This window comes from Providencia sp. CIM-Carb-044 (assembly GCF_033901115.1).
Lineage (GTDB): Bacteria > Pseudomonadota > Gammaproteobacteria > Enterobacterales > Enterobacteriaceae > Providencia > Providencia hangzhouensis.
Genome location: NZ_JAXADV010000006.1, coordinates 12809 through 36242, shown reverse-complemented (window position 1 = coordinate 36242; position 23434 = coordinate 12809). Strand labels below are relative to the sequence as shown.

Annotated in this window: 21 protein-coding genes; 20 read left to right on the top strand and 1 reads right to left on the bottom strand. The window is 41.8% G+C overall.

The annotated features are described in order from the left end of the window. The first annotated feature begins 217 nt into the window (after positions 1-217). The 19 genes from rpsB (at position 218) to tilS (ending at position 22155) form a co-directional block, all read left to right on the top strand. A complete protein-coding gene (gene rpsB / locus SJ312_RS13035) occupies positions 218-943 on the top strand; it encodes a 30S ribosomal protein S2 (RefSeq protein ID WP_004257504.1) in 726 nt (241 codons plus the stop codon). Positions 944-1085: 142 nt separating this feature from the next. Continuing rightward, entirely contained in the window at positions 1086-1937 is an 852-nt protein-coding gene (gene tsf, locus SJ312_RS13030; protein WP_004908761.1) for a translation elongation factor Ts, read from the top strand. Positions 1938-2128: 191 nt separating this feature from the next. Continuing rightward, entirely contained in the window at positions 2129-2857 is a 729-nt protein-coding gene (gene pyrH / locus SJ312_RS13025; protein ID WP_004257499.1) for a UMP kinase, read from the top strand. A 107-nt stretch (positions 2858-2964) separates the two neighbouring features. Further along, the gene (gene frr, locus SJ312_RS13020; RefSeq protein WP_004257496.1) at positions 2965-3522 is read left to right on the top strand and encodes a ribosome recycling factor; all 558 of its coding nucleotides are present in this window, start codon (positions 2965-2967) and stop codon (positions 3520-3522) included. 147 nt (positions 3523-3669) lie between these two features. Continuing rightward, entirely contained in the window at positions 3670-4863 is a 1194-nt protein-coding gene (ispC, locus tag SJ312_RS13015) for a 1-deoxy-D-xylulose-5-phosphate reductoisomerase (protein ID WP_153674111.1), read from the top strand. 186 nt (positions 4864-5049) lie between these two features. Beyond that, entirely contained in the window at positions 5050-5805 is a 756-nt protein-coding gene (gene uppS / locus SJ312_RS13010) for a polyprenyl diphosphate synthase (RefSeq protein ID WP_004257489.1), read from the top strand. 9 nt (positions 5806-5814) lie between these two features. Further along, positions 5815-6675, top strand: a complete 861-nt coding sequence (gene cdsA / locus SJ312_RS13005; RefSeq protein ID WP_319867907.1) for a phosphatidate cytidylyltransferase — start codon at positions 5815-5817, stop codon at positions 6673-6675. Positions 6676-6683: 8 nt separating this feature from the next. Continuing rightward, complete coding sequence (gene rseP, locus SJ312_RS13000) at positions 6684-8036, top strand: sigma E protease regulator RseP (protein WP_004257481.1); 1353 nt, start codon at positions 6684-6686, stop codon at positions 8034-8036. Between the two features lie 42 nt (positions 8037-8078). Continuing rightward, the gene (gene bamA / locus SJ312_RS12995; RefSeq protein ID WP_004257462.1) at positions 8079-10493 is read left to right on the top strand and encodes an outer membrane protein assembly factor BamA; all 2415 of its coding nucleotides are present in this window, start codon (positions 8079-8081) and stop codon (positions 10491-10493) included. Between the two features lie 89 nt (positions 10494-10582). After that, on the top strand, positions 10583-11077 hold the full coding sequence (skp, locus tag SJ312_RS12990) for a molecular chaperone Skp (RefSeq protein ID WP_036957991.1): 495 nt from the start codon (positions 10583-10585) through the stop codon (positions 11075-11077). 3 nt (positions 11078-11080) lie between these two features. Beyond that, a complete protein-coding gene (lpxD, locus tag SJ312_RS12985) occupies positions 11081-12118 on the top strand; it encodes a UDP-3-O-(3-hydroxymyristoyl)glucosamine N-acyltransferase (protein ID WP_004257454.1) in 1038 nt (345 codons plus the stop codon). A gap of 128 nt (positions 12119-12246) precedes the next feature. Beyond that, positions 12247-12699 (top strand): 3-hydroxyacyl-ACP dehydratase FabZ, encoded by a 453-nt coding sequence (gene fabZ / locus SJ312_RS12980; RefSeq protein ID WP_004257450.1) that lies wholly within the window; start codon positions 12247-12249, stop codon positions 12697-12699. Position 12700: 1 nt separating this feature from the next. Beyond that, on the top strand, positions 12701-13498 hold the full coding sequence (gene lpxA, locus SJ312_RS12975) for an acyl-ACP--UDP-N-acetylglucosamine O-acyltransferase (protein ID WP_004257444.1): 798 nt from the start codon (positions 12701-12703) through the stop codon (positions 13496-13498). 44 nt (positions 13499-13542) lie between these two features. Further along, positions 13543-14694 carry a lipid-A-disaccharide synthase gene (gene lpxB, locus SJ312_RS12970; RefSeq protein ID WP_004257441.1) on the top strand — a complete coding sequence of 384 codons (1152 nt, stop codon included), beginning with the start codon at positions 13543-13545 and terminating at the stop codon, positions 14692-14694. Further along, positions 14694-15287, top strand: coding sequence for a ribonuclease HII (rnhB, locus tag SJ312_RS12965; protein ID WP_004257437.1), 594 nt, complete (start codon positions 14694-14696; stop codon positions 15285-15287). The genes lpxB and rnhB overlap by 1 nt, the downstream gene beginning before the upstream one ends. Positions 15288-15298: 11 nt before the next feature. Next, positions 15299-18781 carry a DNA polymerase III subunit alpha gene (dnaE, locus tag SJ312_RS12960; protein WP_036957990.1) on the top strand — a complete coding sequence of 1161 codons (3483 nt, stop codon included), beginning with the start codon at positions 15299-15301 and terminating at the stop codon, positions 18779-18781. A gap of 12 nt (positions 18782-18793) precedes the next feature. Continuing rightward, a complete protein-coding gene (accA, locus tag SJ312_RS12955; RefSeq protein ID WP_004257429.1) occupies positions 18794-19753 on the top strand; it encodes an acetyl-CoA carboxylase carboxyl transferase subunit alpha in 960 nt (319 codons plus the stop codon). Between the two features lie 148 nt (positions 19754-19901). Beyond that, on the top strand, positions 19902-20789 hold the full coding sequence (locus tag SJ312_RS12950) for a DMT family transporter (RefSeq protein WP_094961142.1): 888 nt from the start codon (positions 19902-19904) through the stop codon (positions 20787-20789). 13 nt (positions 20790-20802) lie between these two features. Then, the gene (gene tilS, locus SJ312_RS12945) at positions 20803-22155 is read left to right on the top strand and encodes a tRNA lysidine(34) synthetase TilS (RefSeq protein WP_319867903.1); all 1353 of its coding nucleotides are present in this window, start codon (positions 20803-20805) and stop codon (positions 22153-22155) included. 63 nt (positions 22156-22218) lie between these two features. Here tilS and rof read toward each other — a convergent pair whose 3' ends face one another. After that, the gene (gene rof / locus SJ312_RS12940) at positions 22219-22482 is read right to left on the bottom strand and encodes a Rho-binding antiterminator (RefSeq protein WP_004257417.1); all 264 of its coding nucleotides are present in this window, start codon (positions 22480-22482) and stop codon (positions 22219-22221) included. 271 nt (positions 22483-22753) lie between these two features. Here rof and SJ312_RS12935 point away from each other — a divergent pair, with 271 nt between their 5' ends. Further along, entirely contained in the window at positions 22754-23410 is a 657-nt protein-coding gene (locus SJ312_RS12935) for a copper resistance protein NlpE N-terminal domain-containing protein (protein ID WP_094961144.1), read from the top strand. The last annotated feature ends 24 nt before the right edge of the window (positions 23411-23434 follow it).

The window sequence follows — 23434 nt, the reverse complement described above, 5'->3', positions numbered from 1 at the left end:
ATTTCTTATCACCATCATCGAAATGTCATTTTATGGCATCAAGATAAAGTCGTTGATAAAATATTGGATGTGCGAAACTTAAAACTCAATTGTGTAATAACACACACAAATCGACACGTGCACCGGGGTGCTCTTATGCGTTTTAACGCAGCTTTGGAGTCGGTAGCATGGGATTTGTGGAGGCATAACCCCAATTACTTAAATACAGAGGTATTAAATGGCAACTGTTTCCATGCGCGATATGTTACAAGCAGGCGTACACTTTGGTCACCAGACTCGTTACTGGAACCCAAAAATGAAACCTTTCATTTTCGGTGCGCGTAACAAAGTTCATATCATCAACCTGGAAAAAACTGTTCCAATGTTCAACGAAGCTCTGGCTGAGTTGACTAAAATTGCTTCTCGTAAAGGCAAAATTCTGTTTGTCGGTACTAAACGTGCTGCAAGCGAAGCCGTTCAAGAAGCTGCTAACAGCTGTGATCAGTATTTCGTTAACCACCGCTGGTTAGGCGGAATGTTGACTAACTGGAAAACCGTTCGTCAGTCAATCAAACGTCTGAAAGATTTAGAAGTTCAATCACAAGACGGTACTTTCGACAAACTGACTAAGAAAGAAGCGCTGATGCGTACTCGTGAACTTGGTAAGTTAGAAAACAGCTTAGGCGGTATCAAAGATATGGGCGGTTTACCTGACGCTCTGTTCGTTATCGATGCAGACCACGAACACATTGCTATTAAAGAAGCAAACAACCTGGGTATCCCAGTATTTGCTATCGTTGATACTAACTCTGATCCAGACGGTATCGACTTCGTTATCCCTGGTAACGATGATGCAATCCGTGCAATCAAACTGTATCTGGGCGCTGTAGCAAGCACCGTTCGTGAAGGTCGTTCACAAGATCTGGCTGTTCAAGCAGAAGAAAGCTTAGTAGAAGCTGAGTAATAAGGCCCAAACCCTTATTTAGGTATTGCTATACAGGTACTGCTATATGTTAGAAGGGGCCTGATTTAGGCCCCTTCTATATATGAATCAGAACTATCCACGTGGGGAAGACTCCCACGGGGAATATCGAGGAATAAATCACATGTCTGGAATTACCGCTGCATTGGTAAAAGAACTGCGCGAACGTACTGGCGCAGGTATGATGGAATGTAAAAAAGCACTCGTTGAAGCTAATGGCGACATCGAATTAGCGATTGATAACATGCGTAAATCAGGTCAAGCAAAAGCGGCTAAAAAAGCAGGTCGCGTTGCAGCTGAAGGTGTTATCCTGACTGAAGTTTTCAACGGTGGTAAAACAGGTGCTCTGGTTGAGCTGAACTGTGAAACTGACTTCGTTGCTAAAGACGCAGGCTTCTTAGCATTCGGTAAAGAAGTTTTGGCTTCTGTTGTTGCTGACAAAAATGCTGACATCGATGCGCTGAAAGCAAAATTCGAAGAAGCTCGTACAACATTAGTTGCGAAAATTGGTGAAAACATCAATATTCGTCGCGTTGCTATTCTGGAAGGCGCACAAGTAGGTAGCTACCTGCACGGTGCTCGTATTGGTGTTTTAGTTGCGGCTGAAGGCGCTGACGAAGAATTACTGAAACACATCGCTATGCATATCGCTGCAAGCAAACCTGAATATGTGACTCCAGATGATGTTCCTGCTGATGTTGTTGCTCATGAGCACCAAATCCAGTTAGACATCGCAATGCAATCTGGCAAACCACGCGAAATCGCTGAAAAAATGGTTATCGGTCGCATGAACAAATTCACTGGCGAAATCTCTCTGACTGGCCAGCCTTTCGTAATGGACCCAAGCAAATCTGTTGGTGACTTACTGAAAGAGAAAGGTGCTACTGTTTCTGGTTTCCTTCGTTTCGAAGTAGGTGAAGGTATCGAGAAAGTTGAAACTGACTTTGCAGCAGAAGTTGCTGCAATGAGCAAGTAATCAACTAAGGGCCGCCAATTGGCGGCTCTGTTTTATATACGTATATTCCCTGCGGTGTTAGCGTCATAGGCATTGCGCTAGAATTCTTGTGTATAAAAAAATTATATTTAAACTAATTCAAAATTTAGGTACGTAGAACACTGTAATTCTACGTGTGTTACCCCAATAAATATCTGTTAGGACAGAACACCATGGCAACCAATGCAAAACCCGTTTATCAGCGTATTCTGCTTAAATTAAGTGGCGAAGCCTTGCAAGGGGCAGAAGGTTTTGGTATCGATGCTAGCGTTTTAGATCGTATGGCTCAGGAAATTAAAGAACTCATAGAACTGGGTATACAGGTCGGTGTGGTTATTGGCGGTGGTAACCTGTTTCGTGGTGCTGGTTTGGCACAAGCTGGAATGAACCGTGTTGTCGGAGACCACATGGGGATGCTAGCAACTGTGATGAACGGACTCGCAATGCGTGATGCATTACATCGCGCCTATGTGAATGCAAGACTGATGTCTGCGATCCCACTTAACGGTGTCTGTGATAACTATAGCTGGGCAGAGGCCATTAGCTTGTTACGTCACGGCCGTGTTGTTATTTTTTCTGCAGGAACAGGCAACCCATTCTTTACAACAGACTCCGCTGCATGCCTACGTGGTATTGAAATTGAAGCGGATGTCGTGTTAAAAGCGACAAAAGTTGATGGTGTGTATTCAGCAGACCCTGCTAAAGACCCAGACGCAGTCCTTTATGAAAATCTGAGTTACCAAGAGGTTTTGGAACGTGAACTTAAAGTGATGGATTTAGCGGCATTCACATTAGCACGTGACCATAACTTACCGATTCGCGTATTCAATATGAATAAACCGGGCGCTTTACGTCGCGTTGTTATGGGCGAAAATGAAGGAACTCTGATTTCTCACAATTAATACTCAGAGACATGACCTGAGTTTAAATGTATTATCTAATATAAATTCAGACAATTTAAGCGAGGTCGCATGCGGCCTTTAATAACCAGTTCTTAAGGGTTGAAAACGTGATTAACGAAATCCAAAAAGATGCTCAAGACCGTATGGAAAAGAGCCTTGAAGCATTCAAAAGCCAAATTAGTAAAGTTCGCACAGGCCGTGCATCTCCAAGCCTATTAGACGGTATCACTGTTGAATACTATGGTTCAGCGACACCTTTGCGCCAATTAGCTAACGTCACTGTTGAAGATTCACGCACATTAGCTATTTCTGTTTTTGACCGTAGCATGTCACCTGCGATTGAAAAAGCAATCATGGCATCTGATTTAGGCTTAAACCCATCATCAGCGGGTACTGTTATCCGTGTTCCACTTCCTCCATTAACGGAAGAGCGTCGTAAAGACTTAATTAAAGTGGTTCGTGGTGATGCAGAGCAAGGCCGTATCGCAGTCCGTAACGTTCGCCGTGATGCTAACGACAAAGTGAAAGCATTACTGAAAGATAAAGAAATCAGTGAAGATGACGAGCGTCGTTCACAAGATGATATCCAAAAGCTGACTGATAGCTACATCAAAAAAGTTGATGAAGCATTAGCGCAAAAAGAAGCAGAGTTGATGGAATTTTAATCCATCATAATAATAAAGCCACCAATGCAAACTGTAAAAGTGTGCGTTAGCGTGGCTTTATTATTTTTCAAGCTTATTAAAAAATCCTTTCTAACCTCTAAGCTGATATAATCTCAGTATTGAATTAATACAGAGTACTCAATCACTATGAAATGTCTGACAATCCTAGGTTCTACAGGCTCAATTGGTACAAATACACTTTCTGTTGTTCGCCAAAATCCCGAAAAATTTCAAATCGTTGCTCTAGTGGCAGGAAAGAATGTCACTGAAATGGCGAAACAGTGCCTTGAGTTTAATCCGAAATATGCCTCAATGGCGGATGAATCGTCAGCAAAAGCGCTAAAAACTATTTTGACTGAGAATAATTGTAAAACTGAAGTTTTGTCAGGAAAACAAGCTGCAATTGACCTTGCTGGTCTGGATGATGCTGACCAAGTTATGTCAGCCATTACTGGGGTTGCCGGTTTACTTCCTACTTTAGCGGCAATACGCAAAGGTAAAAGAATATTATTAGCGAATAAAGAGTCTTTAATTACTAGTGGCCGTTTATTCTTTAATGAGATTCGCAAGCACAATGCAACAGTATTTCCTATTGATAGCGAGCACAATGCTATCTTCCAGAGTTTACCTGAAATTATTCAACTGAATTTAGGTTTTGCCGATTTATCAGCTTCCGGTATCTCAAGTATTGTTTTAACCGGATCTGGTGGGCCATTTAGGGATATACCGTTATCGCATCTTGATAATGTGACCCCTGATGAAGCATGTAACCACCCAAATTGGTCGATGGGGCGAAAAATATCAGTCGATTCAGCGACAATGATGAATAAGGGCCTAGAATATATTGAGGCTTGCTATTTTTTTAATGCGAGCGCCGAGCAAATGGAAGTGATTATCCACCCTCAATCTGTTATTCATTCCATGGTTCGGTATAAAGATGGCAGCGTGATAGCACAACTGGGCACGCCTGATATGCGAACTCCAATTTCATACAGTATGGCTTATCCTAAGCGTATCATGTCTGGTGCGAAACCTCTTGATTTTGCAAGACTTTCATCATTAACATTTGTTCAGCCTGACTATCAACGCTATCCTTGCTTGAAGCTCGCAATCGATGCCTGCCACCAAGGGCAAGCCGCTACGACGGCACTTAATGGTGCGAATGAAATGACAGTTGCTGCTTTTCTCGAAGGCAAAATACGCTTTACGGATATAGCAAAAATTAATCGCAATGTATTAGATAGCCAAGTTTTTTCTGAACCTGTTTCGATTGAAGAGGTCTTAGAAATCGACGAACGAGCGCGTAAAAATGCAGAAAAAATAATCGCTCAGACAATTTAACGCTGGTATGTGTTTTATTTAGTTGCTGATAGCCATAATAACTCTTTAATATGTGATGTGTTTAAAAAAAGAAAAATAACATAGTACCTCTTAGAGATTTAAGGATGTGTCTTATCAGCAAATTCAATAATAGTAGTTATTATTGGTCTGTATACTCAAAGTGGTACTCACAAGGATTAATATTTAATGAACTCTAGTGGTGAAAATCTCTCTGATTCAATGATGCCTAAGCATGTTGCTATCATTATGGATGGTAATGGCCGATGGGCTAAACAAAGAGGGAAGCTCAGAATTACAGGTCATAAGGCAGGCGTTGAATCTGTCCGTAATTCTGTGCGCTTTGCGGTAAAAAATAAGATTAGTTCGCTCACATTGTATGCTTTTAGCAGTGAAAACTGGAGAAGGCCAGAGAAAGAAGTCAGTTCTCTCATGGAGCTATTTGTTTTTGCTCTTGATAATGAAGTTAAGAACCTACATAAAAACAATGTAAAACTAAAAGTCATTGGTGATATTAGCCGTTTTAGTGAACGCCTCAGAAAAAGAATTGATAAGGCAGAAGCATTAACGCAAAACAACACTGGGCTAAAACTGAATATTGCAGCGAACTATGGTGGCCGCTGGGATATTAGTAACAGTGTAAAACAAGTATTTGCAAAGGTACAAAGTGGTGAGCTTTCTATTGATGATATCAATGAAGAAAGTATCGATAACCATATTTGTATGCATGACCAAGAAAATGTCGATTTAGTCATAAGAACTGGGGGGGAGCATCGCATAAGCAACTTCCTATTATGGCAAGTCGCATATGCGGAATTTTATTTCACCAACGTTTTGTGGCCAGATTTTGATGAAATGGTGTTTCAGAGTGCAGTTGATGCTTTTAGTAAGCGTGAGCGCCGTTATGGTGGAGCTGAATCAGATGATGAACTGGGCAAAGAATAGGGGAAAGATGTGCTGAAATATCGTTTGCTTACTGCGATAATTTTAATACCGATTGTTATTGCGGCGCTGTTTTTACTTTCCCCAGCGAATTTTGGGCTTGTCGTGATTGCGGTTTGTGCTTTAGGTGCTTGGGAATGGGCACAATTTGTCGGCTGGCACTCTCAAGCTAAGCGCATAGGCTTAGCGGTTGTTTTTGCTGCAATATTACTTGCAATGCAATTTTCTATTTCCGATATAAATCAGTTCTCCTTTGAGCCTATGATTTTGTATGGTTTATGGGCTGGCCTTATTTGGTGGGGGATAGCGATTATTTTAGTTGTTACCTATCCCGCCTCCGCTTCTTGGGGCAAATCAGTTGTTATTCGCTTATTATTTGGCGTGTTAACGATTATCCCATTTTATTGTGGAATGATGGTTTTAAGAACCGTTGGTTATCAAAGTGATACATTCTTTGGAGCTTGGTGGTTATTGTATGTCATGTTGCTAGTTTGGGGGGCTGATTCAGGCGCCTATGCATTTGGTCGTACTATCGGGCGCAACAAAATGGCACCGAAGGTATCTCCTGGTAAAACATGGGAAGGCTTGGTGGGTGGCCTTATAACTGCTGGGATTATTTCATGGTTATTTAGCGCCTTTGCGCCAATCCCCGTGATGCCTGATTATTTGCTAGTGACTTCAATTATTGTTGTTGTAGTATCTGTGTTTGGTGATTTAACTGAGAGTATGTTTAAGCGCCAATCAGGTATTAAAGATAGTAGCCACTTAATTCCAGGGCATGGCGGTATCTTGGATCGTATTGATAGCCTAACAGCAGCAATCCCAGTTTTTGCTGGGCTAAATTTGTTAATTTTTAACGGTTTTGGTCTTTAGGAAGATACATGGGATTTATTTGGAGTTTAGTTGCCTTTATTATCGCAATAGGTGTGCTAATTACAGTACACGAGTTCGGCCATTACTGGGTTGCTCGCCGCTGTGGTGTTTATGTTGAGCGCTTTTCTATAGGGTTCGGCAAAACCTTATGGCGCAAAGTCGATAAGAATGGTACCGAATTTGTTTTGGCGATAATCCCGTTAGGGGGTTATGTCAAAATGCTTGATGAGCGAGTTGGTAGCGTTTCTCCTGAACGTCGCCATCAAGCGTTTAACAATAAAACTGTCGGTCAACGAGCTGCCATTATTGGTGCAGGGCCAATCGCGAACTTTTTATTAGCAATTGTTGTCTATTGGATAGTCTTTATGATTGGTGTTCCTTCTGTGAAACCTGTCATTGAAGACGTAAAGCCAGGCTCTATTGCGGCAATTGCAAATTTTGAACCAAAAATGGAACTAAAATCTATTGATGGCATCGAAACTCCTGATTGGAATTCAGTTCGTTTAGCATTGGTCGGTAAAATCGGTGACCGTGAACTGACAGCGCAAGTATTACCCAGTGGTTATAATGAACCGATTACTAAAACGGTTGATTTAACCACTTGGCAGTTTGATCCAGAGAAACAAGATCCGATTTTGTCGGTAGGTATAATGCCTGTCTCTGCAAGAATTGACCCTGTTATCCAAAAAGTAACGCAAGGGTTAGCTGGTGAACGGGCAGGTTTGCAGAAAGGCGACAGAATAGTGAGTGTTAACGGGGAAGTTCTGGGCCTGTGGGATCCCGTTACACGAATTATTCGTAATAACCCGGGCGTCCCGTTAAAACTTGAAGTGCAACGGTCGCAGCAATTGATTTCACTCACGTTGACCCCTGATAGCCAAGATGGGCCGCGTGGGGAGAAAATTGGGTTTGCAGGCGTAGAACTTTCAGTGTTACCGTTAGCAGATGAATATAAGATGGTGCAACAATATGGGCCATTTTCTGCGTTTTACCAAGCCAGTGATAAGACGTGGCAGTTAATGAAGTTGACGGTCAATATGATGGGTAAACTGGTTGTTGGGGATGTCAAACTCAATAACTTAAGCGGTCCGATATCTATCGCTAAAGGTGCGGGGGTATCCGCCGAGTCAGGCTTGGTATATTATTTGATGTTTATTGCGCTTATTAGCGTCAATTTAGGTATCATCAATCTGTTTCCATTGCCTGTTTTAGATGGGGGGCACTTGCTCTTCTTATTAATTGAAAAAATTAAAGGAAGTCCGGTGTCTGAGCGAGTACAAGACTTTAGTTTTCGGATAGGTGCAATGGCATTGATTCTGTTAATGGGACTTGCACTTTTTAATGATTTCTCTCGCTTCTAATTTTTGTAAGCTGGGGACCAGTAAGGAATACGCATAACAACGATGGCGATGAAAAAGTTGCTCATAGCGTCGCTGCTTTTCGGCAGCGCCACTGCATACGGTTCAGACGGATTCGTAGTTAAAGACATTCGTTTCGAAGGTCTACAACGCGTCGCCGTTGGTGCAGCATTATTGAACATGCCAGTTAGGGTTGGCGATTCAGTTGATAACGATGATATCAGCCGTTCGATTCGTTCCCTATTTTCAACCGGTAACTTCGAAGATGTTAGGGTCCTGCGTGATGGAAACACGCTGATCGTTCAAGTTAAAGAGCGGCCAACGATTGCAAGTATCACCTTTACAGGCAATAAGTCTGTTAAAGATGATATGCTCAAGCAGAACTTGGAAGCTTCAAATATCCGCGTTGGTGAGGCACTCGACCGCACGACAATTGCAAATATCGAAAAAGGTTTAGAAGACTTTTACTATAGCGTTGGTAAATATAATGCAACAGTAAAAGCTGTTGTAACGCCTTTGCCACGTAACCGTGTGGATTTAAAATTTGTTTTCTCTGAAGGTGTTTCAGCTCAAATTCAGCAAATTAATATTGTAGGTAATAAAAATTACACTACAGCAGAATTAGTTAATAAGCTGCAATTGCGTGATGATGTTCCTTGGTGGAACCTTGCTGCTGACCAGAAATATCAGAAGCAAAAACTGGCGGGTGACTTAGAAACTCTGCGCAGTTTTTATCTTGATCGTGGTTATGCGCGTTTTAATATAGACTCCACGCAAGTCAGTCTGACCCCAGACAAAAAAGGCATTTATATTACTATTAACATTACTGAAGGCGACCAATATAAAATATCGGGTGTCGAAGTTAATGGTAATACGGCGGATCATTTAACTGAAATCCAAGAGCTTATCACTATTACACCGGGAGAATTATATAACGGTGCTCAAGTGACAAGTATGGAAAACAAAATCAAAGATATGTTTGGCCGCTATGGTTATGCATATCCTCGAGTAATGACACAACCTGAAATCAACGATGCAGATAAAACAGTTAAATTGCACTTAAACATTGATGCAGGTAACCGTTTCTATGTGCGTGAGATTCGTTTCCAAGGCAATGACACCAGTAAAGATACTGTTTTACGTCGTGAAATGCGCCAAATGGAAGGTGCATGGCTCGGAAATGATTTAGTTGAACTAGGTAAAGAACGTCTGAATCGTACAGGTTATTTCGAAACTGTTGATGTAGAGACTCAACGTGTACCTGGTAGCCCTGACCAAGTAGATGTTATCTACAAGGTTAAAGAGCGTAATACTGGTTCAATGAACTTTGGTATCGGTTTTGGTACTGAAAGTGGTGTGAGCTTCCAAGTTGGGGTTACACAAGATAACTGGTTAGGTACAGGTAACGCAGTTGGTATTAACGCAAGTAAAAATGACTACTCAACTAACGTTGAATTCTCATTTACTGACCCGTACTTCACCGTTAATGGTGTGAGCTTAGGCGGCCGTATTTTCTATAACGACTTTAGTGCGAAAGATGCGGATCTATCAGGCTATAACAACAAAACGTATGGCCTAGACAGTTTCTTAAGCTTCCCATTTAATGAAAATAACTCTTTCCGCGTCGGTGCGGGTTATGTTCATAACCGACTTTCGGATATGCGTGCTCAAGCTGCCATGTGGGATTACCTTGATTCTATGGGTAAAAATCCACCAGTTACAGAGAACGGACGTAATAAAGAAAGCTTTGATGCGGATGACTTCACACTTAACTTAGGTTGGACTTATAACTCGTTAAACCGTGGTTTCTTCCCGACATCGGGTAATAAAACGAACGTATCGGGTAAAGTGACAATTCCTGGTTCTGATAACGAATACTATAAACTACGCTTTGATACAGCGCAGTATTATCCACTGGACGAAGACGAAACTTGGGTAGTTCTGGGGCGTGCACAAGCAGGTTATGGTGATGGTATTGGCAGTAAGCAAATGCCATTCTATGAAAACTTCTATGCGGGTGGTTCAAGCACTATTCGTGGTTTCCGTTCGAATAATATCGGTCCAAAAGCGGTTTATTTGAAGAAAATTAATGGAAAAGATGGCCCAGAGCCTGGAAGCCCATCAAGTGATGCGGTCGGTGGTAATGCGATGTACGCGGCATCATTTGAGTTAATCACTCCGACTCCATTTATTGACGAGAAGTATTCGAACTCCGTTCGTACCTCTCTCTTTGTTGATGCAGGTACGGTATGGGACACTAATTGGAACAGTATTCCTGCGGCTTGGCGCGAAGGTATGCCTGACTATGGTAAGGCAAGCAATATCCGAGCTTCTGCGGGTGTGGCTTTACAATGGATGTCTCCACTTGGACCACTGGTCTTCTCTTATGCGCAGCCGATTAAGGACTACGAAGGGGATAAATCAGAACAGTTCCAATTTAATATTGGTAGAACGTGGTAATCTATTCCAGTTTCTATCTATGAAGGCTCCCATGTTTTTGTGGGAGCAACCAAAATTTCCAGCCATACGTATGGGTTAAGGAGTTTAGTGTGAAAAAATTGTTGTGTGCAGCGGGTGTGAGTATTGCTTTAGCAATGTCTGCGGGGGCTTATGCTGAAAAAATCGCTATCGTCAATGTTGGTGAAATTTTCCAAAATATGCCAGCGCGTGAAGCCGTTGCTAAACAGCTTGAAAGTGAATTCAAAAGTCGTGCGACTGAGTTACAAAATCTAGAAAAAGATTTGCAAACTCGTGTTGAAAAATTGCGTCGTGATGGTGCAACAATGAAACAAAGTGAGCGCGAAAAGCTTGAATCTGAACTCATGACTAAACGTGATCAATTCGCTGAAAAAGCTCAAAAATTTGAAGAAGACAACCGCCGTCGCCAAGGCGAAGAGCGTACTAAAATTTTAACTCGTATTCAGAACTCTATTAAGGCTGTTGCAGCTAAAGAAGGCTATGATGTCGTTATCGATGCAAATGCAGTTGCTTATGCAAAAGATAGCGTTGACATTACAAGTCAGGTTCAAAAACAGGTTAAATAATAGATGTCTTCAATTCGATTGGCTGACCTTGCTCAGCAGTTGAATGCGCAATTACACGGTGATGGTGATATTACCATCACCGGTATTGCTCCAATGCATTCAGCGAATAATCAACAGATTACTTTTCTATCTGACAGCCGTTATAGTGACAAATTGGCAGATTGCCAAGCTGCAGCGGTGGTTCTCACAGCAAAAGATCTTGAAGCATGCAAAGTGGCTGCGCTGGTAGTGGATAACCCATACCTTGCTTATGCACGCATGGCTCAAATTATGGATACAACGCCAAGCCCAGCTGAAGATATCCATGCATCAGCGGTAATTGCTGATGATGCAAAACTTGGTAAGAATGTCGCAATTGGCGCAAATGCCGTTATCGAAAGTGGTGTTGAGCTTGGCGATAATGTGGTGATTGGCGCAGGTTGTTTTGTGGGCAAAAATACGCGTATTGGTACAGGAACCCGTTTGTGGGCGAATGTCAGCGTATACCACAATGTTGAGATTGGCGAACACTGTTTAGTTCAATCTGGCACAGTCATTGGCTCTGATGGTTTCGGCTATGCGAATGATCGTGGTAATTGGATCAAAATTCCTCAATTAGGCACAGTGATCATCGGCGATCGTGTTGAGATCGGTGCGAGTACAACCATTGACCGAGGTGCTTTAGATAACACAGTAATTGGCAATGGGGTTATTATCGATAACCAGTGCCAAATTGCACACAATGTCATAATTGGTGATAATACCGCAGTTGCTGGTGGTGTTATCATGGCTGGTAGTTTAAAAATCGGCCGTTACTGTATGATTGGTGGTGCCAGTGTCATCAACGGCCATATGGAAATTTGCGATAAGGTCACAGTAACAGGAATGGGGATGGTCATGAGACCTATCACTGAACCAGGAGTATATTCTTCAGGGATTCCTTTACAGCCTAATAAAACTTGGCGTAAAACAGCTGCTTTAGTCTTAAATATCAATGAGATAAATAAGCGACTGAAACATGTTGAGCGTGAATTAGATAGCCAAAATCAAAAAAAACAGTAATCATTTTGTAATTCAGGCTAAAATAGTTATCTGAGTTACGTTTTCCGGCCTGCCAGTTAACCTAATTTAAGGTTAAAGCAGGCCGATTCATTAATTAAACCGTATTAATAGACAGGAAGAGTATTTCGATGAGTGATAATCATACTCTGAATATAGAAGAAATCTTAGAACTGCTTCCGCACCGTTACCCATTCCTTCTGGTTGACCGTGTATTGGATTTTGAAAAAGGCAAATCATTACGTGCAGTGAAAAATGTGTCATTTAACGAGCCATTTTTCCAAGGACACTTCCCTAGTAAACCTATTTTCCCTGGTGTATTGATTTTAGAAGCCATGGCGCAAGCGACAGGAATTCTTGCGTTTAAAAGCGTTGGAAAATTAGAGCCGGGTGAGTTGTACTATTTTGCAGCGATAGACAATGCGCGTTTTAAACGTCCCGTTCTACCAGGAGACCAAATGGTCTTAGAAGTAGAATTTATCAAAGAACGTCGCGGAGTTGCACGTTTTAAAGGTGTTGCTAAAGTTGATGGAGAAGTGGCCTGCGAAGCAGAAATGATGTGCGCCCGTCGTCGTGAGGTCTGATATGATTGATAAAACAGCCTATATTCATCCATCCTCTATCGTAGAAGATGGAGCTATCATCGGTGCCAATGTTCATATTGGCCCTTTTTGTTATATTGGCGCGAATGTTGAAATTGGTGAAGGCACTGAACTGAAATCTCATGTTGTCGTTAATGGCCATACAAAAATTGGTCGTGACAATGTGATTTTCCAGTTCGCTTCCATTGGTGAGATTAATCAAGATCTTAAATACCAAGGCGAACCAACGCGAGTTGAAATCGGGGACAGAAACCGTATTCGTGAAAGCGTAACCATTCACCGTGGTACTGTTCAAGATGTTGGCCTGACAAAAGTGGGCAATGATAACTTACTGATGGTGAATGTGCATATTGCTCATGATTGTATCATTGGAAACCGTTGTATTATTGCAAATAACGGTACTCTAGGTGGTCATGTAACACTTGGTGATTATGCCATTATTGGTGGGATGACCGCAGTTCACCAGTTTTGTAAAATTGGTGCTCATGTTATGGTTGGTGGCTGCTCTGGTGTTGCACAAGATGTGCCGCCTTATGTCATTGCACAAGGTAACCACGCGACACCATTTGGTTTAAATCTTGAAGGTCTAAAACGCCGTGGTTTTGAAAAAGAATCACTACATGCTATTCGTAATGCATACAAGGTGTTATATCGTTCAGGTAAATCGTTAGAAGAAGCTCGTGAAGAAATCGCAGAAGCGGCAAAAGCGAATGAACACGTTAAAGTGTTTAGTGATTTCTTAGAGGATTCAGCGCAGTCTAAACGTGGTATTATTCGTTAATCTAGTATTAATGAATCGAGGCCTTTAATAAGGAGCGAATTTCGGTGAATAATAGCCGCCCACTTACTATTGGCCTTGTTGCCGGAGAAACATCTGGTGATATTCTCGGTGCGGGGCTTATCCGTGCACTTAAAGAGCAAATACCAGATGCTCGCTTTGTTGGTGTTGCTGGTCCTTTAATGCAAGCCGAAGGTTGTGAAGCTTGGTATGAAATGGAAGAGCTTGCCGTCATGGGTATCGTTGAAGTCCTCGGCCGCCTACCTCGGTTATTATCCATCCGTAAGGATCTAACCCAGCGTTTTACCGAATTACAGCCAGATGTTTTTGTTGGAATTGATGCCCCTGATTTTAATATTACCCTTGAGGGGCGCTTAAAATCGAAAGGGATTAAAACCATTCATTATGTTAGCCCATCAGTTTGGGCATGGCGTCAAAAACGGGTATTTAAAATCGGTCGTTCAACGGATTTAGTATTAGCTTTCTTACCTTTTGAAAAAGCCTTTTACGATCGTTTTAATGTTCCTTGCCGTTTTATCGGGCACACAATGGCGGATGCCATTCCATTACACCCTGATAAACAAGCCGCTCGACATCGGCTGAATATTCCTGAGCATGTTAAATGTTTAGCCTTACTGCCAGGAAGTCGTCATTCCGAAGTCGAAATGCTAAGCGCAGATTTTCTTAATACAGCGAAAATATTACAGCGTAATATCCCGGATTTACATATTGTGGTGCCGTTGGTGAATGAAAAACGCCGCCAGCAGTTTGATGAGATAAAGCAAAATACTACGCCTGAACTGCAAATTCATACTTTAGATGGCCAAGCTCGTGATGCAATGATTGCAGCAGATGCGACTTTATTAGCATCAGGAACGGCAGCACTTGAATGTATGCTAACAAAATGCCCAATGGTGGTGGGGTATCGTATGAAACCTTTCACCTTCTGGTTGGCAAAACGGTTAGTGAAAACGCCGTATGTTTCTTTGCCTAATTTGTTAGCAGGAAAAGAGATTGTCAAAGAGTTACTACAAGAGGATTGCCAGCCTGATAAACTTGCACAGCAGTTGCTTCCACTCCTAGAGGGTGGCGAGCGGGTTGAAAACCTGAAAGAAACTTTTTTACAATTACATCAGCTTATTCGTTGTGACGCAGATAAACAAGCTGCTGAAGCTGTATTAGATATGGTCAAAAATTAATGGAATTTATCTATCCAAAAGCAAATTTAATCGCGGGTGTTGACGAAGTGGGTCGAGGCCCATTAGTCGGAGCTGTAGTGACAGCAGCGGTGATTCTTGATCCCAATAACCCTATTATAGGGTTGGCAGACTCAAAAAAACTCACCGAAAAAAAACGTGAGAAATTATTTGATGAAATTCAAGAAAAAGCATTGTGTTGGTGTATTGGTCGCGCAGAACCAGAAGAAATTGATAATATAAATATATTACATGCAACTATGTTAGCTATGCAGCGCGCTGTTGCCGGTTTATCCATTATTCCTGAGTATGTTTTAATTGATGGTAACCGTTGTCCTGAATTGCCAATGCCTTCACAAGCAGTAATTAAGGGCGACAGCCTAGTACAAGAAATTAGCGCAGCATCCATTTTAGCTAAAGTGATTAGGGATAGGGAAATGGTTGAGTTGGACAAAGCTTTTCCTGAATATGGTTTTGCGAAGCATAAAGGCTACCCAACCGCGTATCATTTAGAAAAATTGGCGCAGTATGGTGCAACCGAATTCCATCGTAAAAGCTTTGCTCCTGTGAGAAGAGCTTTAGACAGCAATAAGTAGGTATTAGGTCGATGGCATCACCTCGTTTTATTCATTTACGTGTTCATAGTGACTATTCCATGATTGATGGGCTAGCCAAAACAGGGCCACTGGTTAAAAAAGTGGCTTCAATGGGTATGCCTGCATTCGCGATCACCGATTTTACTAACCTTTGCGGGTTAGTCCGGTTTTATGGTGCAGCGCATGGTGCAGGGATCAAACCCATTATTGGCGCTGATTTTTATGTGGAAAGTGAATTATTAGGTGATGAAATATCTCACCTAACTGTTTTAGCACGTAATAATGAAGGCTATCAAAACCTTACCTTACTAATTTCTGAAGCATATCAAAAGGGCTATGGTGCGGTTGGGCCAACGATAAAACGAGAATGGCTGGCCAAGCACAAAGACGGCTTGATTCTGCTGTCCGGTGGCCGTAAAGGGGATGTCGGGCAATTTCTATTAAGGGGAAACCAATCCTTAGTGGATGAGTGCCTTGCATTCTATGAAACTCATTTCCCAGATAGCTACTATTTAGAGTTAGTCAGAACAGGCCGGCCTGATGAAGAAAGTTATCTACATGCGGCTGTCGAGTTAGCGACTAAAAAAGGCCTACCTGTCGTTGCAACGAATGATGTTTGTTTTATTGAAAGTAGTGATTTTGACGCTCATGAAATACGTGTTGCTATCCATGATGGTTTTACATTAGCAGATCCCAAAAGGCCTAAAAATTATAGCCCTCAGCAATATTTACGTTCCGAAGAAGAGATGTGTGAGCTGTTTGCTGACATCCCTGAAGCGCTAGAAAACAGTGTAGAGATTGCTAAGCGTTGTAATGTGACGATCCGTTTAGGTGAATACTTCTTACCTCAATTCCCAACAGGGGATATGAAAACAGAAGACTTTTTAGTCATGCGCTCTAAAGAGGGGCTCGAAGAGCGTTTAGAATTTCTGTTTCCTGATGAAAAAATCAGGGCAGAAAGGCGTCCTGAGTATGATGAGCGTTTAGATATCGAACTCAACGTAATCAACCAAATGGGTTTCCCTGGCTACTTCTTGATAGTTATGGAGTTTATCCAATGGTCGAAGGATAACGGCGTACCCGTTGGGCCTGGACGAGGTTCGGGGGCAGGTTCCCTTGTTGCCTACGCACTCAAAATTACTGACCTTGACCCGTTGGAGTTCGATTTACTATTTGAGCGTTTCTTGAACCCTGAGCGTGTTTCGATGCCTGACTTTGACGTCGATTTCTGCATGGAAAAACGCGACCAAGTCATTGATCACGTAGCCCAAATGTATGGGCGTGATGCCGTTTCACAAATCATTACCTTTGGTACGATGGCGGCAAAAGCGGTTATCCGCGACGTGGGGCGTGTACTTGGGCACCCATATGGCTTTGTTGATAGAATTTCTAAATTAGTGCCGCCAGATCCCGGTATGACACTAGAAAAAGCATTCGAAGCAGAGCCACAGCTCCCTGAAATTTATGAAGCTGATGAAGAGGTTAAAGCGCTTATCGATATGGCGCGTAAGCTCGAAGGGGTCACTCGAAATGCCGGTAAACATGCGGGTGGGGTGGTTATCGCTCCAACTAAAATTACTGACTTTGCGCCACTGTATTGTGATGCGGAAGGTAATAACCCCGTCACGCAATTCGATAAAAACGATGTCGAATATGCAGGGCTAGTGAAGTTTGACTTCCTCGGCTTACGGACGTTGACGATCATTAACTGGGCGTTGGAAATGATCAACGCGCGTCGTGCTAAGAAAAACTTAGAGCCGGTTGATATTGCGGCGATTCCGCTGCACGATCAAAAAAGCTTTGATATGCTGCAGCGCTCAGAAACCACGGCAGTATTCCAGTTGGAATCCCGTGGAATGAAGGACTTAATTAAGCGATTACGTCCCGACTGCTTTGAGGATATGATCGCTCTGGTAGCATTATTCCGCCCCGGGCCATTACAATCAGGCATGGTAGATAACTTTATTGACCGTAAGCATGGTCGTGAAGAAATTTCGTATCCAGATGTACAATGGCAACATGAATCATTAAAACCTGTTCTAGAGCCCACATATGGTATTATTTTATACCAAGAACAGGTTATGCAAATTGCTCAGGTTTTAGCCGGTTACACGCTTGGCGGTGCAGATATGCTGCGTCGTGCGATGGGGAAAAAGAAACCTGAAGAAATGGCGAAGCAGCGTTCTGTTTTTGAAGAAGGAGCAATCAAAAACGGGGTAGATGGCGAGTTATCAATGAAAATCTTTGACTTGGTAGAGAAATTTGCCGGTTATGGGTTTAATAAATCGCACTCAGCAGCTTATGCTTTAGTTTCTTATCAAACATTATGGTTAAAAGCTCACTATCCCGCTGAATTTATGGCTGCTGTAATGACCGCTGATATGGACAACACGGAAAAAGTGGTCGGTTTAGTTGATGAATGTTGGCGAATGGGCTTAAAAGTATTGCCACCAGATATCAATAGTGGGCTTTATCACTTCCATGTGAATGATGAAGGTGAGATAGTTTACGGTATCGGTGCAATTAAAGGGGTCGGTGAAGGCCCGATTGAGGCGATTGTTGAAGCGCGTCAACAAGGCGGGATATTTAAAGAGATTTTTGACCTTTGTGCGCGAGTTGATATTAAAAAAATTAATCGTCGTGTGATGGAAAAGCTTATCATGGCAGGGGCATTTGACCGATTAGGCCCTCACCGTGCGGCATTGATGTCTTCCCTTGAAGATGCATTAAAAGCGGCTGACCAACACGCTAAAGCAGAGGCAATAGGCCAAGCAGATATGTTTGGTGTATTAGCGGAAGCACCTGAACAAGTTGAAAGTTCATACGCCAGTGTGCCTAAATGGCCAGAGCAGGTGGTATTGGATGGTGAACGCGAAACGCTTGGTTTATATTTAACAGGGCATCCAATAACGCGATACTTGAGCGAAATAGAGCGCTATACTAATGGGCTTAGATTAAAAGATGTGAACCCCACCCCTCGTGGTCAAGTGACAACTGTGGTAGGTTTAGTACTTTCAGCTAAAGTCATTACAACCAAGCGTGGAAATAGAATAGGTATTTGTACGCTTGATGATCGTTCCGGTCGTCTGGATATTATGTTATTTTCAGATGCACTCGATAAATACCAACATATGTTGGAAAAAGACAATATCCTGATAGCCACCGGTCAGGTCAGCTTTGATGATTTCAATGGTGGTAATAAAATGACAGTGCGTGAGTTAATGGATATTAGTGAAGCAAGGGAGAAATATGCACGAGGACTTGCAATTTCACTGTCAGATAAACAAATTAACGATCAATTGCTGAACCGGCTTCGCAGTACTCTTGAACCTCATCGTTCAGGAACGATCCCGGTTCATCTGTATTACCAGAAGGATGATGCCAGAGCCAAGCTTAAATTTGGTGTTGTTTGGCGTGTGACGCCAGTGGATCCCCTTCTGAACGATCTTCGAACTCTGCTGGGTAGTGAGCAGGTAGAATTAGAATTTGACTAAAATAGGAATATTATGAGTCTGGATTTTCTTGATTTTGAACAGCCAATCGCGGAATTAGAGGCGAAAATTGATTCTCTAACAGCGGTTAGCCGTCAAGATAACAACTTAGAAGTCAACCTAGATGAAGAGGTTGCTCGTTTACGTGAAAAAAGTGTTGAACTGACACGTAAAATTTTCTCTGATCTAGGAGCTTGGCAAATCGCTAAACTCGCTCGTCATCCACGTCGTCCATATACATTGGATTATATTTCTCGCATTTTTACTGATTTCCAAGAATTAGCAGGTGATCGTGCTTATGCAGATGATAAAGCCATTGTGGGTGGAATGGCGCGTTTAGATGGTCGCCCAGTTATGATTATTGGGCATCAGAAAGGGCGTGAGACAAAAGAAAAAATCCGTCGTAATTTTGGTATGCCAGCCCCAGAAGGTTACCGTAAGGCATTGCGTCTGATGGAACTGGCTGAGCGTTTTAACTTGCCTATTATTACCTTTATTGATACTCCTGGGGCTTATCCGGGCGTTGGTGCTGAAGAGCGTGGTCAGTCAGAGGCTATCGCACGTAATTTACGTGAAATGTCACGTTTATCTGTCCCAGTCATTTGTACTGTTATTGGTGAAGGTGGCTCTGGCGGTGCTCTTGCCATCGGTGTTGGTGATAAAGTCAATATGCTGCAATACAGTACTTATTCTGTTATTTCACCAGAAGGCTGTGCTTCCATTCTATGGAAAAGTGCAGATAAAGCACCACTAGCGGCAGAGGCGATGGGGATTACTGCTCCACGTCTTAAAGAACTGAAATTAATTGATAATGTTATTCCTGAGCCATTAGGCGGTGCACATCGTAATTATGATGAAATTGCGGAACAGCTAAAAGCACGCCTGAATGAGGACTTAAACGAATTAGATGCATTAGATGCCGAAGCGTTGAAAAACCGCCGCTATCAGCGTCTGATGGACTATGGTTATTGCTAATTATTAACCGCTAATCGTTAATAAAAACGGGAGTTTGCTTTTTGCCAGCTCCCGTTTTTTTATTTTTAAGCTAGTCATTTTTAATGATAACAGAGTGTTTTGATTTAAATTATTCATCTGCTGAAAATAATAATAGATAGGAATTAGGGTGCGACAATATAATTATTTGCTATATGCTTTTACTTGCGTATTGATATGGAGTTTTATTCCTATTGTCTCTCGTTTTGGGCAAGAAGGTATGGATAGCTTCCAATTCCTTTTTTGGTCAAACTTAATTTCAGCGATATCTGTAATTATTGTTGCACTTGCTTCTGGGTATCGGCTGACAAAACTGTTTATCTTGCCAAGAGATGTACTAATCAAAGTCTTTGTTCTTGGTTTTCTTGATTGTTTATTCTACTTGTTACTGTATTACGGATATTCCATTGAAAATGGTATCGCCGTATTGGTCATTCAATATAGCTGGCCATTAGTTATTATCTTGTTATCAGTAGTATTGCTAAAAGATAAATTAGCTGGAAGACAAATAATTGGCATCATAGTTGGTTTTATTGCGGTGATTATTACTTTTACTAAAGGGCAAATTACACAGCTACATGTTGAAAACCCAACAGCGTTATTACTGGTTTTTAGTGGTGCATTTTGCTTTGCACTAATGTCAGTTTTTTCTCGTCAATATTCGATAGACCCCTATATTAGTACTGTGTGGTTATTTATTTTTTCAACGCTAACTTCTTTTGCCTTACTGATACTATTTAGTGAAATGCAGTTACCTTCAAAAGCAGCTTTTTGGCCAACACTGGTTAATGGCATTTTAATCAATGGGGTGTCTTATATTTTGTGGTTTAAGGCGATGAATACAGGTCATTCAGCGAAAATAGCTTCTGTGGTATTTTTATCTCCCGTATTATCGGTACTCTGGTTAGTGTTAATCTTAAATGATGTTTTTGAAATTGCGTATGCAATTGGGGTATTACTGGTAATTATTTCTGGTGTTCTGTGTGTTGGCGCAAAAAGCCAAAGTCAGAAGTCGTAAGAAGGGCGAATAAATGGCGCAGCATTCGCAAGTAATTGTTGAACAAGTTCTTAATAAAATAAGTGGTATTCAAAAAATTCTAGTGGGATTCAGTGGTGGTATTGACTCTACAGTTTTATTACATGCACTTTATCTTATTCGGCAACAACGGCTTCCTTCACTAGAAATTCGTGCTATTCATATTCATCATGGCTTGAATAGAAAAGCAAACGAATGGGAGCAGCATTGTGCTCAATTATGTTCACAATGGGACATTCCTTTTATTTGCCGACATGTCGTGGTTGATTCAAGCCAAAAAGGTATTGAAGCAGCAGCACGAGAAGCTCGTTATCAGGCTTACCGAGAAGAATTACAAGAAGGCGAGGTATTAGTTACGGCTCAACATCTTGATGACCAAGCAGAAACTTTCATGTTAGCGTTAAAGCGTGGTAGTGGGCCAGCAGGGTTGTCTTCAATGCCTGAATTATTGAGTTTTTCAGCGTGTTGCGGTTCAACATGGCTATTACGCCCATTACTTTCAACACCCCGTATAGCGCTAGAAGCTTATATGCAAGAACAACAATTGTCGTGGGTTGAGGACGATAGTAACCAAGATGACCGTTATGATAGAAATTTTTTACGTCTTCATATTATGCCGACTTTGTCTGAGCGCTGGCCACATTTTTCTCATGCTGTCGCGCGCAGTGCCGCGTTATGTGCTGAGCAAGAATCATTACTCGATGAGTTATTAAAAGAGACCCTTGAAGGTATGATGGATTACCGAGGGGGCCTATTTATAGATGATTTGCAAGGGTGTTCATCTTCCAAACGTAATGCGTTAATTCGTCGTTGGGTTGGTTTGCACCAATTACCAATGCCACCATTTAACCAATTGGAACGTATTTGGCAAGAAGTCGCGTTAGCTCGGCATGATGCAGACCCTATTTGCCGCTTAGGGCGATTTGAAATTCGTCGTTATCAAGGCGCATTGTGGGTTGTTAAGCGCATTAATAGTCTATTAAATAAACAGTTTGAATGGGTTTTTCCTGAGGTTTTTGAGTTACCTGAATCCTTAGGAGTATTACAAGTTATGGAAGGAGAGGGGCAAATACGGCCACCACTTTCGCATGAAAATGTGACAATCCGTTTTGGGCTGCAAGGCACATTGAAAATAGTAGGACGCCATCGTTCCAGAAGCAGTAAGAAGATCTGGCAAGAATTAGGCGTAGCTCCATGGATGAGAGAAAGAGTGCCATTAATTTATTATAACGACCAGCTAATTACCGCAGTAGGGTGCTTTATTACCCCTGAGGGGGTGGTTGATGAAGCGTCTCTGGGTATTGCCATCGATTGGCAAAAAGAGGGTGAATTTAAGGTATTAAATTAATGAGAAGCCCCTTATGACTGTGATTACCATAAGGGGCTATAGAAGGACTCAAAATCGTGAGTATTAGTGAGAGTGGTCGACAACAATTGTGCCGATTTCAGGATGACTGAAGGAAATTATGCAATCCAATCTTAACTCCTTGGTTCCATCATGTGTCTCAACAATCAGGTACTCAACTTTTTTTCGTAGGAGTAAATCACTGGCCTTCCCCTCAATATTCACACCGTCATTAAGTATTATTTGCAACTTTAGCTGACGTTGGCATGCGATTTCTAGATATTCGTAATCATCACAATTGATAGGTTGATATTCAGTATCTGTAGACATATTCCCTCACCACTGTGTTAGTGGCGGTTATTGCCGCCTTGAACATGTTGTACTAAGCAAAAATGTGCTTAGTACGATAATAGCACAGTAACTTTAATAACTATAATCACAGCGCAGGGAAAAAGACAATTCTTATTCACTAAATCAATACACAACGTATTTTATCAGTAATGTCCGAATTTTCTTATGTTTGACATATTTTTATTAGATGAAATGCTATGATGTTTATATTGGTTAACAAGTTAAAACACATGGTTTTAAGGGAATTATAATGAAAAAATCACTAATGTTAGTCTTAATGGCGGTTGGAAGCATTACGTTAGCTGGCTGCCAGAGTGCGACAAAAAATATTGATGCAGCACCAGTCGATAAAGTCTATACAGGGGTTTTACCTTGCGCGGATTGCTCTGGTATTGAGGCGACATTGTTAGTTAACCAAGATGGTAGTTATGTTGAACAGCTCGTTTACTTAGGAACGAAAGATGGTGATACAGCTTTCCATGATACTGGTAAATGGGATATAGAAAATAATAAACTACGAGCAACTAATCCTAAAGGTGAAAGTACTTATTTTGCCCAATCAGCAGATGGTCAATCAGTGACCTTGCTGGATTTAGACGGTAACCCGATTGAAACACAGATGAATTATACGTTAGACCAAGTTAAGCCAAGTAAAAAAGTGGGGCAGTACCGCTATATGGCTGATGCAGCTGTTTTCAAAGAGTGCGATAGTGGTCGCCAATACGCTGTTTCTGGTGTTGAATTAGAAAAAGCGTATGGAGAAACTGGGGTAGATGGTGGTACACCTGTCTATGCTGAAATTGAAGGTTATTATACCATTCGTCCTTCAATGGAAGATGGCCAGTTTGATTCCGCATTAGTCCCAACAGGTGCAATTAAGTTCGACAAATCTGCTTCTTGCAACTAATTCGTACTTTTTTCTTTCTTAAGA

Coding starts and splice junctions, on each gene's coding strand:
- rof (WP_004257417.1), bottom strand. CDS start 22,482: ATGTCTACAGATACTGAATATCAACCTATCAATTGTGATGATTACGAA.
- rseP (WP_004257481.1), top strand. CDS start 6,684: ATGGGATTTATTTGGAGTTTAGTTGCCTTTATTATCGCAATAGGTGTG.
- tilS (WP_319867903.1), top strand. CDS start 20,803: ATGGCGCAGCATTCGCAAGTAATTGTTGAACAAGTTCTTAATAAAATA.
- lpxA (WP_004257444.1), top strand. CDS start 12,701: ATGATTGATAAAACAGCCTATATTCATCCATCCTCTATCGTAGAAGAT.
- fabZ (WP_004257450.1), top strand. CDS start 12,247: ATGAGTGATAATCATACTCTGAATATAGAAGAAATCTTAGAACTGCTT.
- accA (WP_004257429.1), top strand. CDS start 18,794: ATGAGTCTGGATTTTCTTGATTTTGAACAGCCAATCGCGGAATTAGAG.
- lpxD (WP_004257454.1), top strand. CDS start 11,081: ATGTCTTCAATTCGATTGGCTGACCTTGCTCAGCAGTTGAATGCGCAA.
- rnhB (WP_004257437.1), top strand. CDS start 14,694: ATGGAATTTATCTATCCAAAAGCAAATTTAATCGCGGGTGTTGACGAA.
- rpsB (WP_004257504.1), top strand. CDS start 218: ATGGCAACTGTTTCCATGCGCGATATGTTACAAGCAGGCGTACACTTT.
- dnaE (WP_036957990.1), top strand. CDS start 15,299: ATGGCATCACCTCGTTTTATTCATTTACGTGTTCATAGTGACTATTCC.
- pyrH (WP_004257499.1), top strand. CDS start 2,129: ATGGCAACCAATGCAAAACCCGTTTATCAGCGTATTCTGCTTAAATTA.
- tsf (WP_004908761.1), top strand. CDS start 1,086: ATGTCTGGAATTACCGCTGCATTGGTAAAAGAACTGCGCGAACGTACT.
- SJ312_RS12935 (WP_094961144.1), top strand. CDS start 22,754: ATGAAAAAATCACTAATGTTAGTCTTAATGGCGGTTGGAAGCATTACG.
- uppS (WP_004257489.1), top strand. CDS start 5,050: ATGAACTCTAGTGGTGAAAATCTCTCTGATTCAATGATGCCTAAGCAT.
- ispC (WP_153674111.1), top strand. CDS start 3,670: ATGAAATGTCTGACAATCCTAGGTTCTACAGGCTCAATTGGTACAAAT.
- bamA (WP_004257462.1), top strand. CDS start 8,079: ATGGCGATGAAAAAGTTGCTCATAGCGTCGCTGCTTTTCGGCAGCGCC.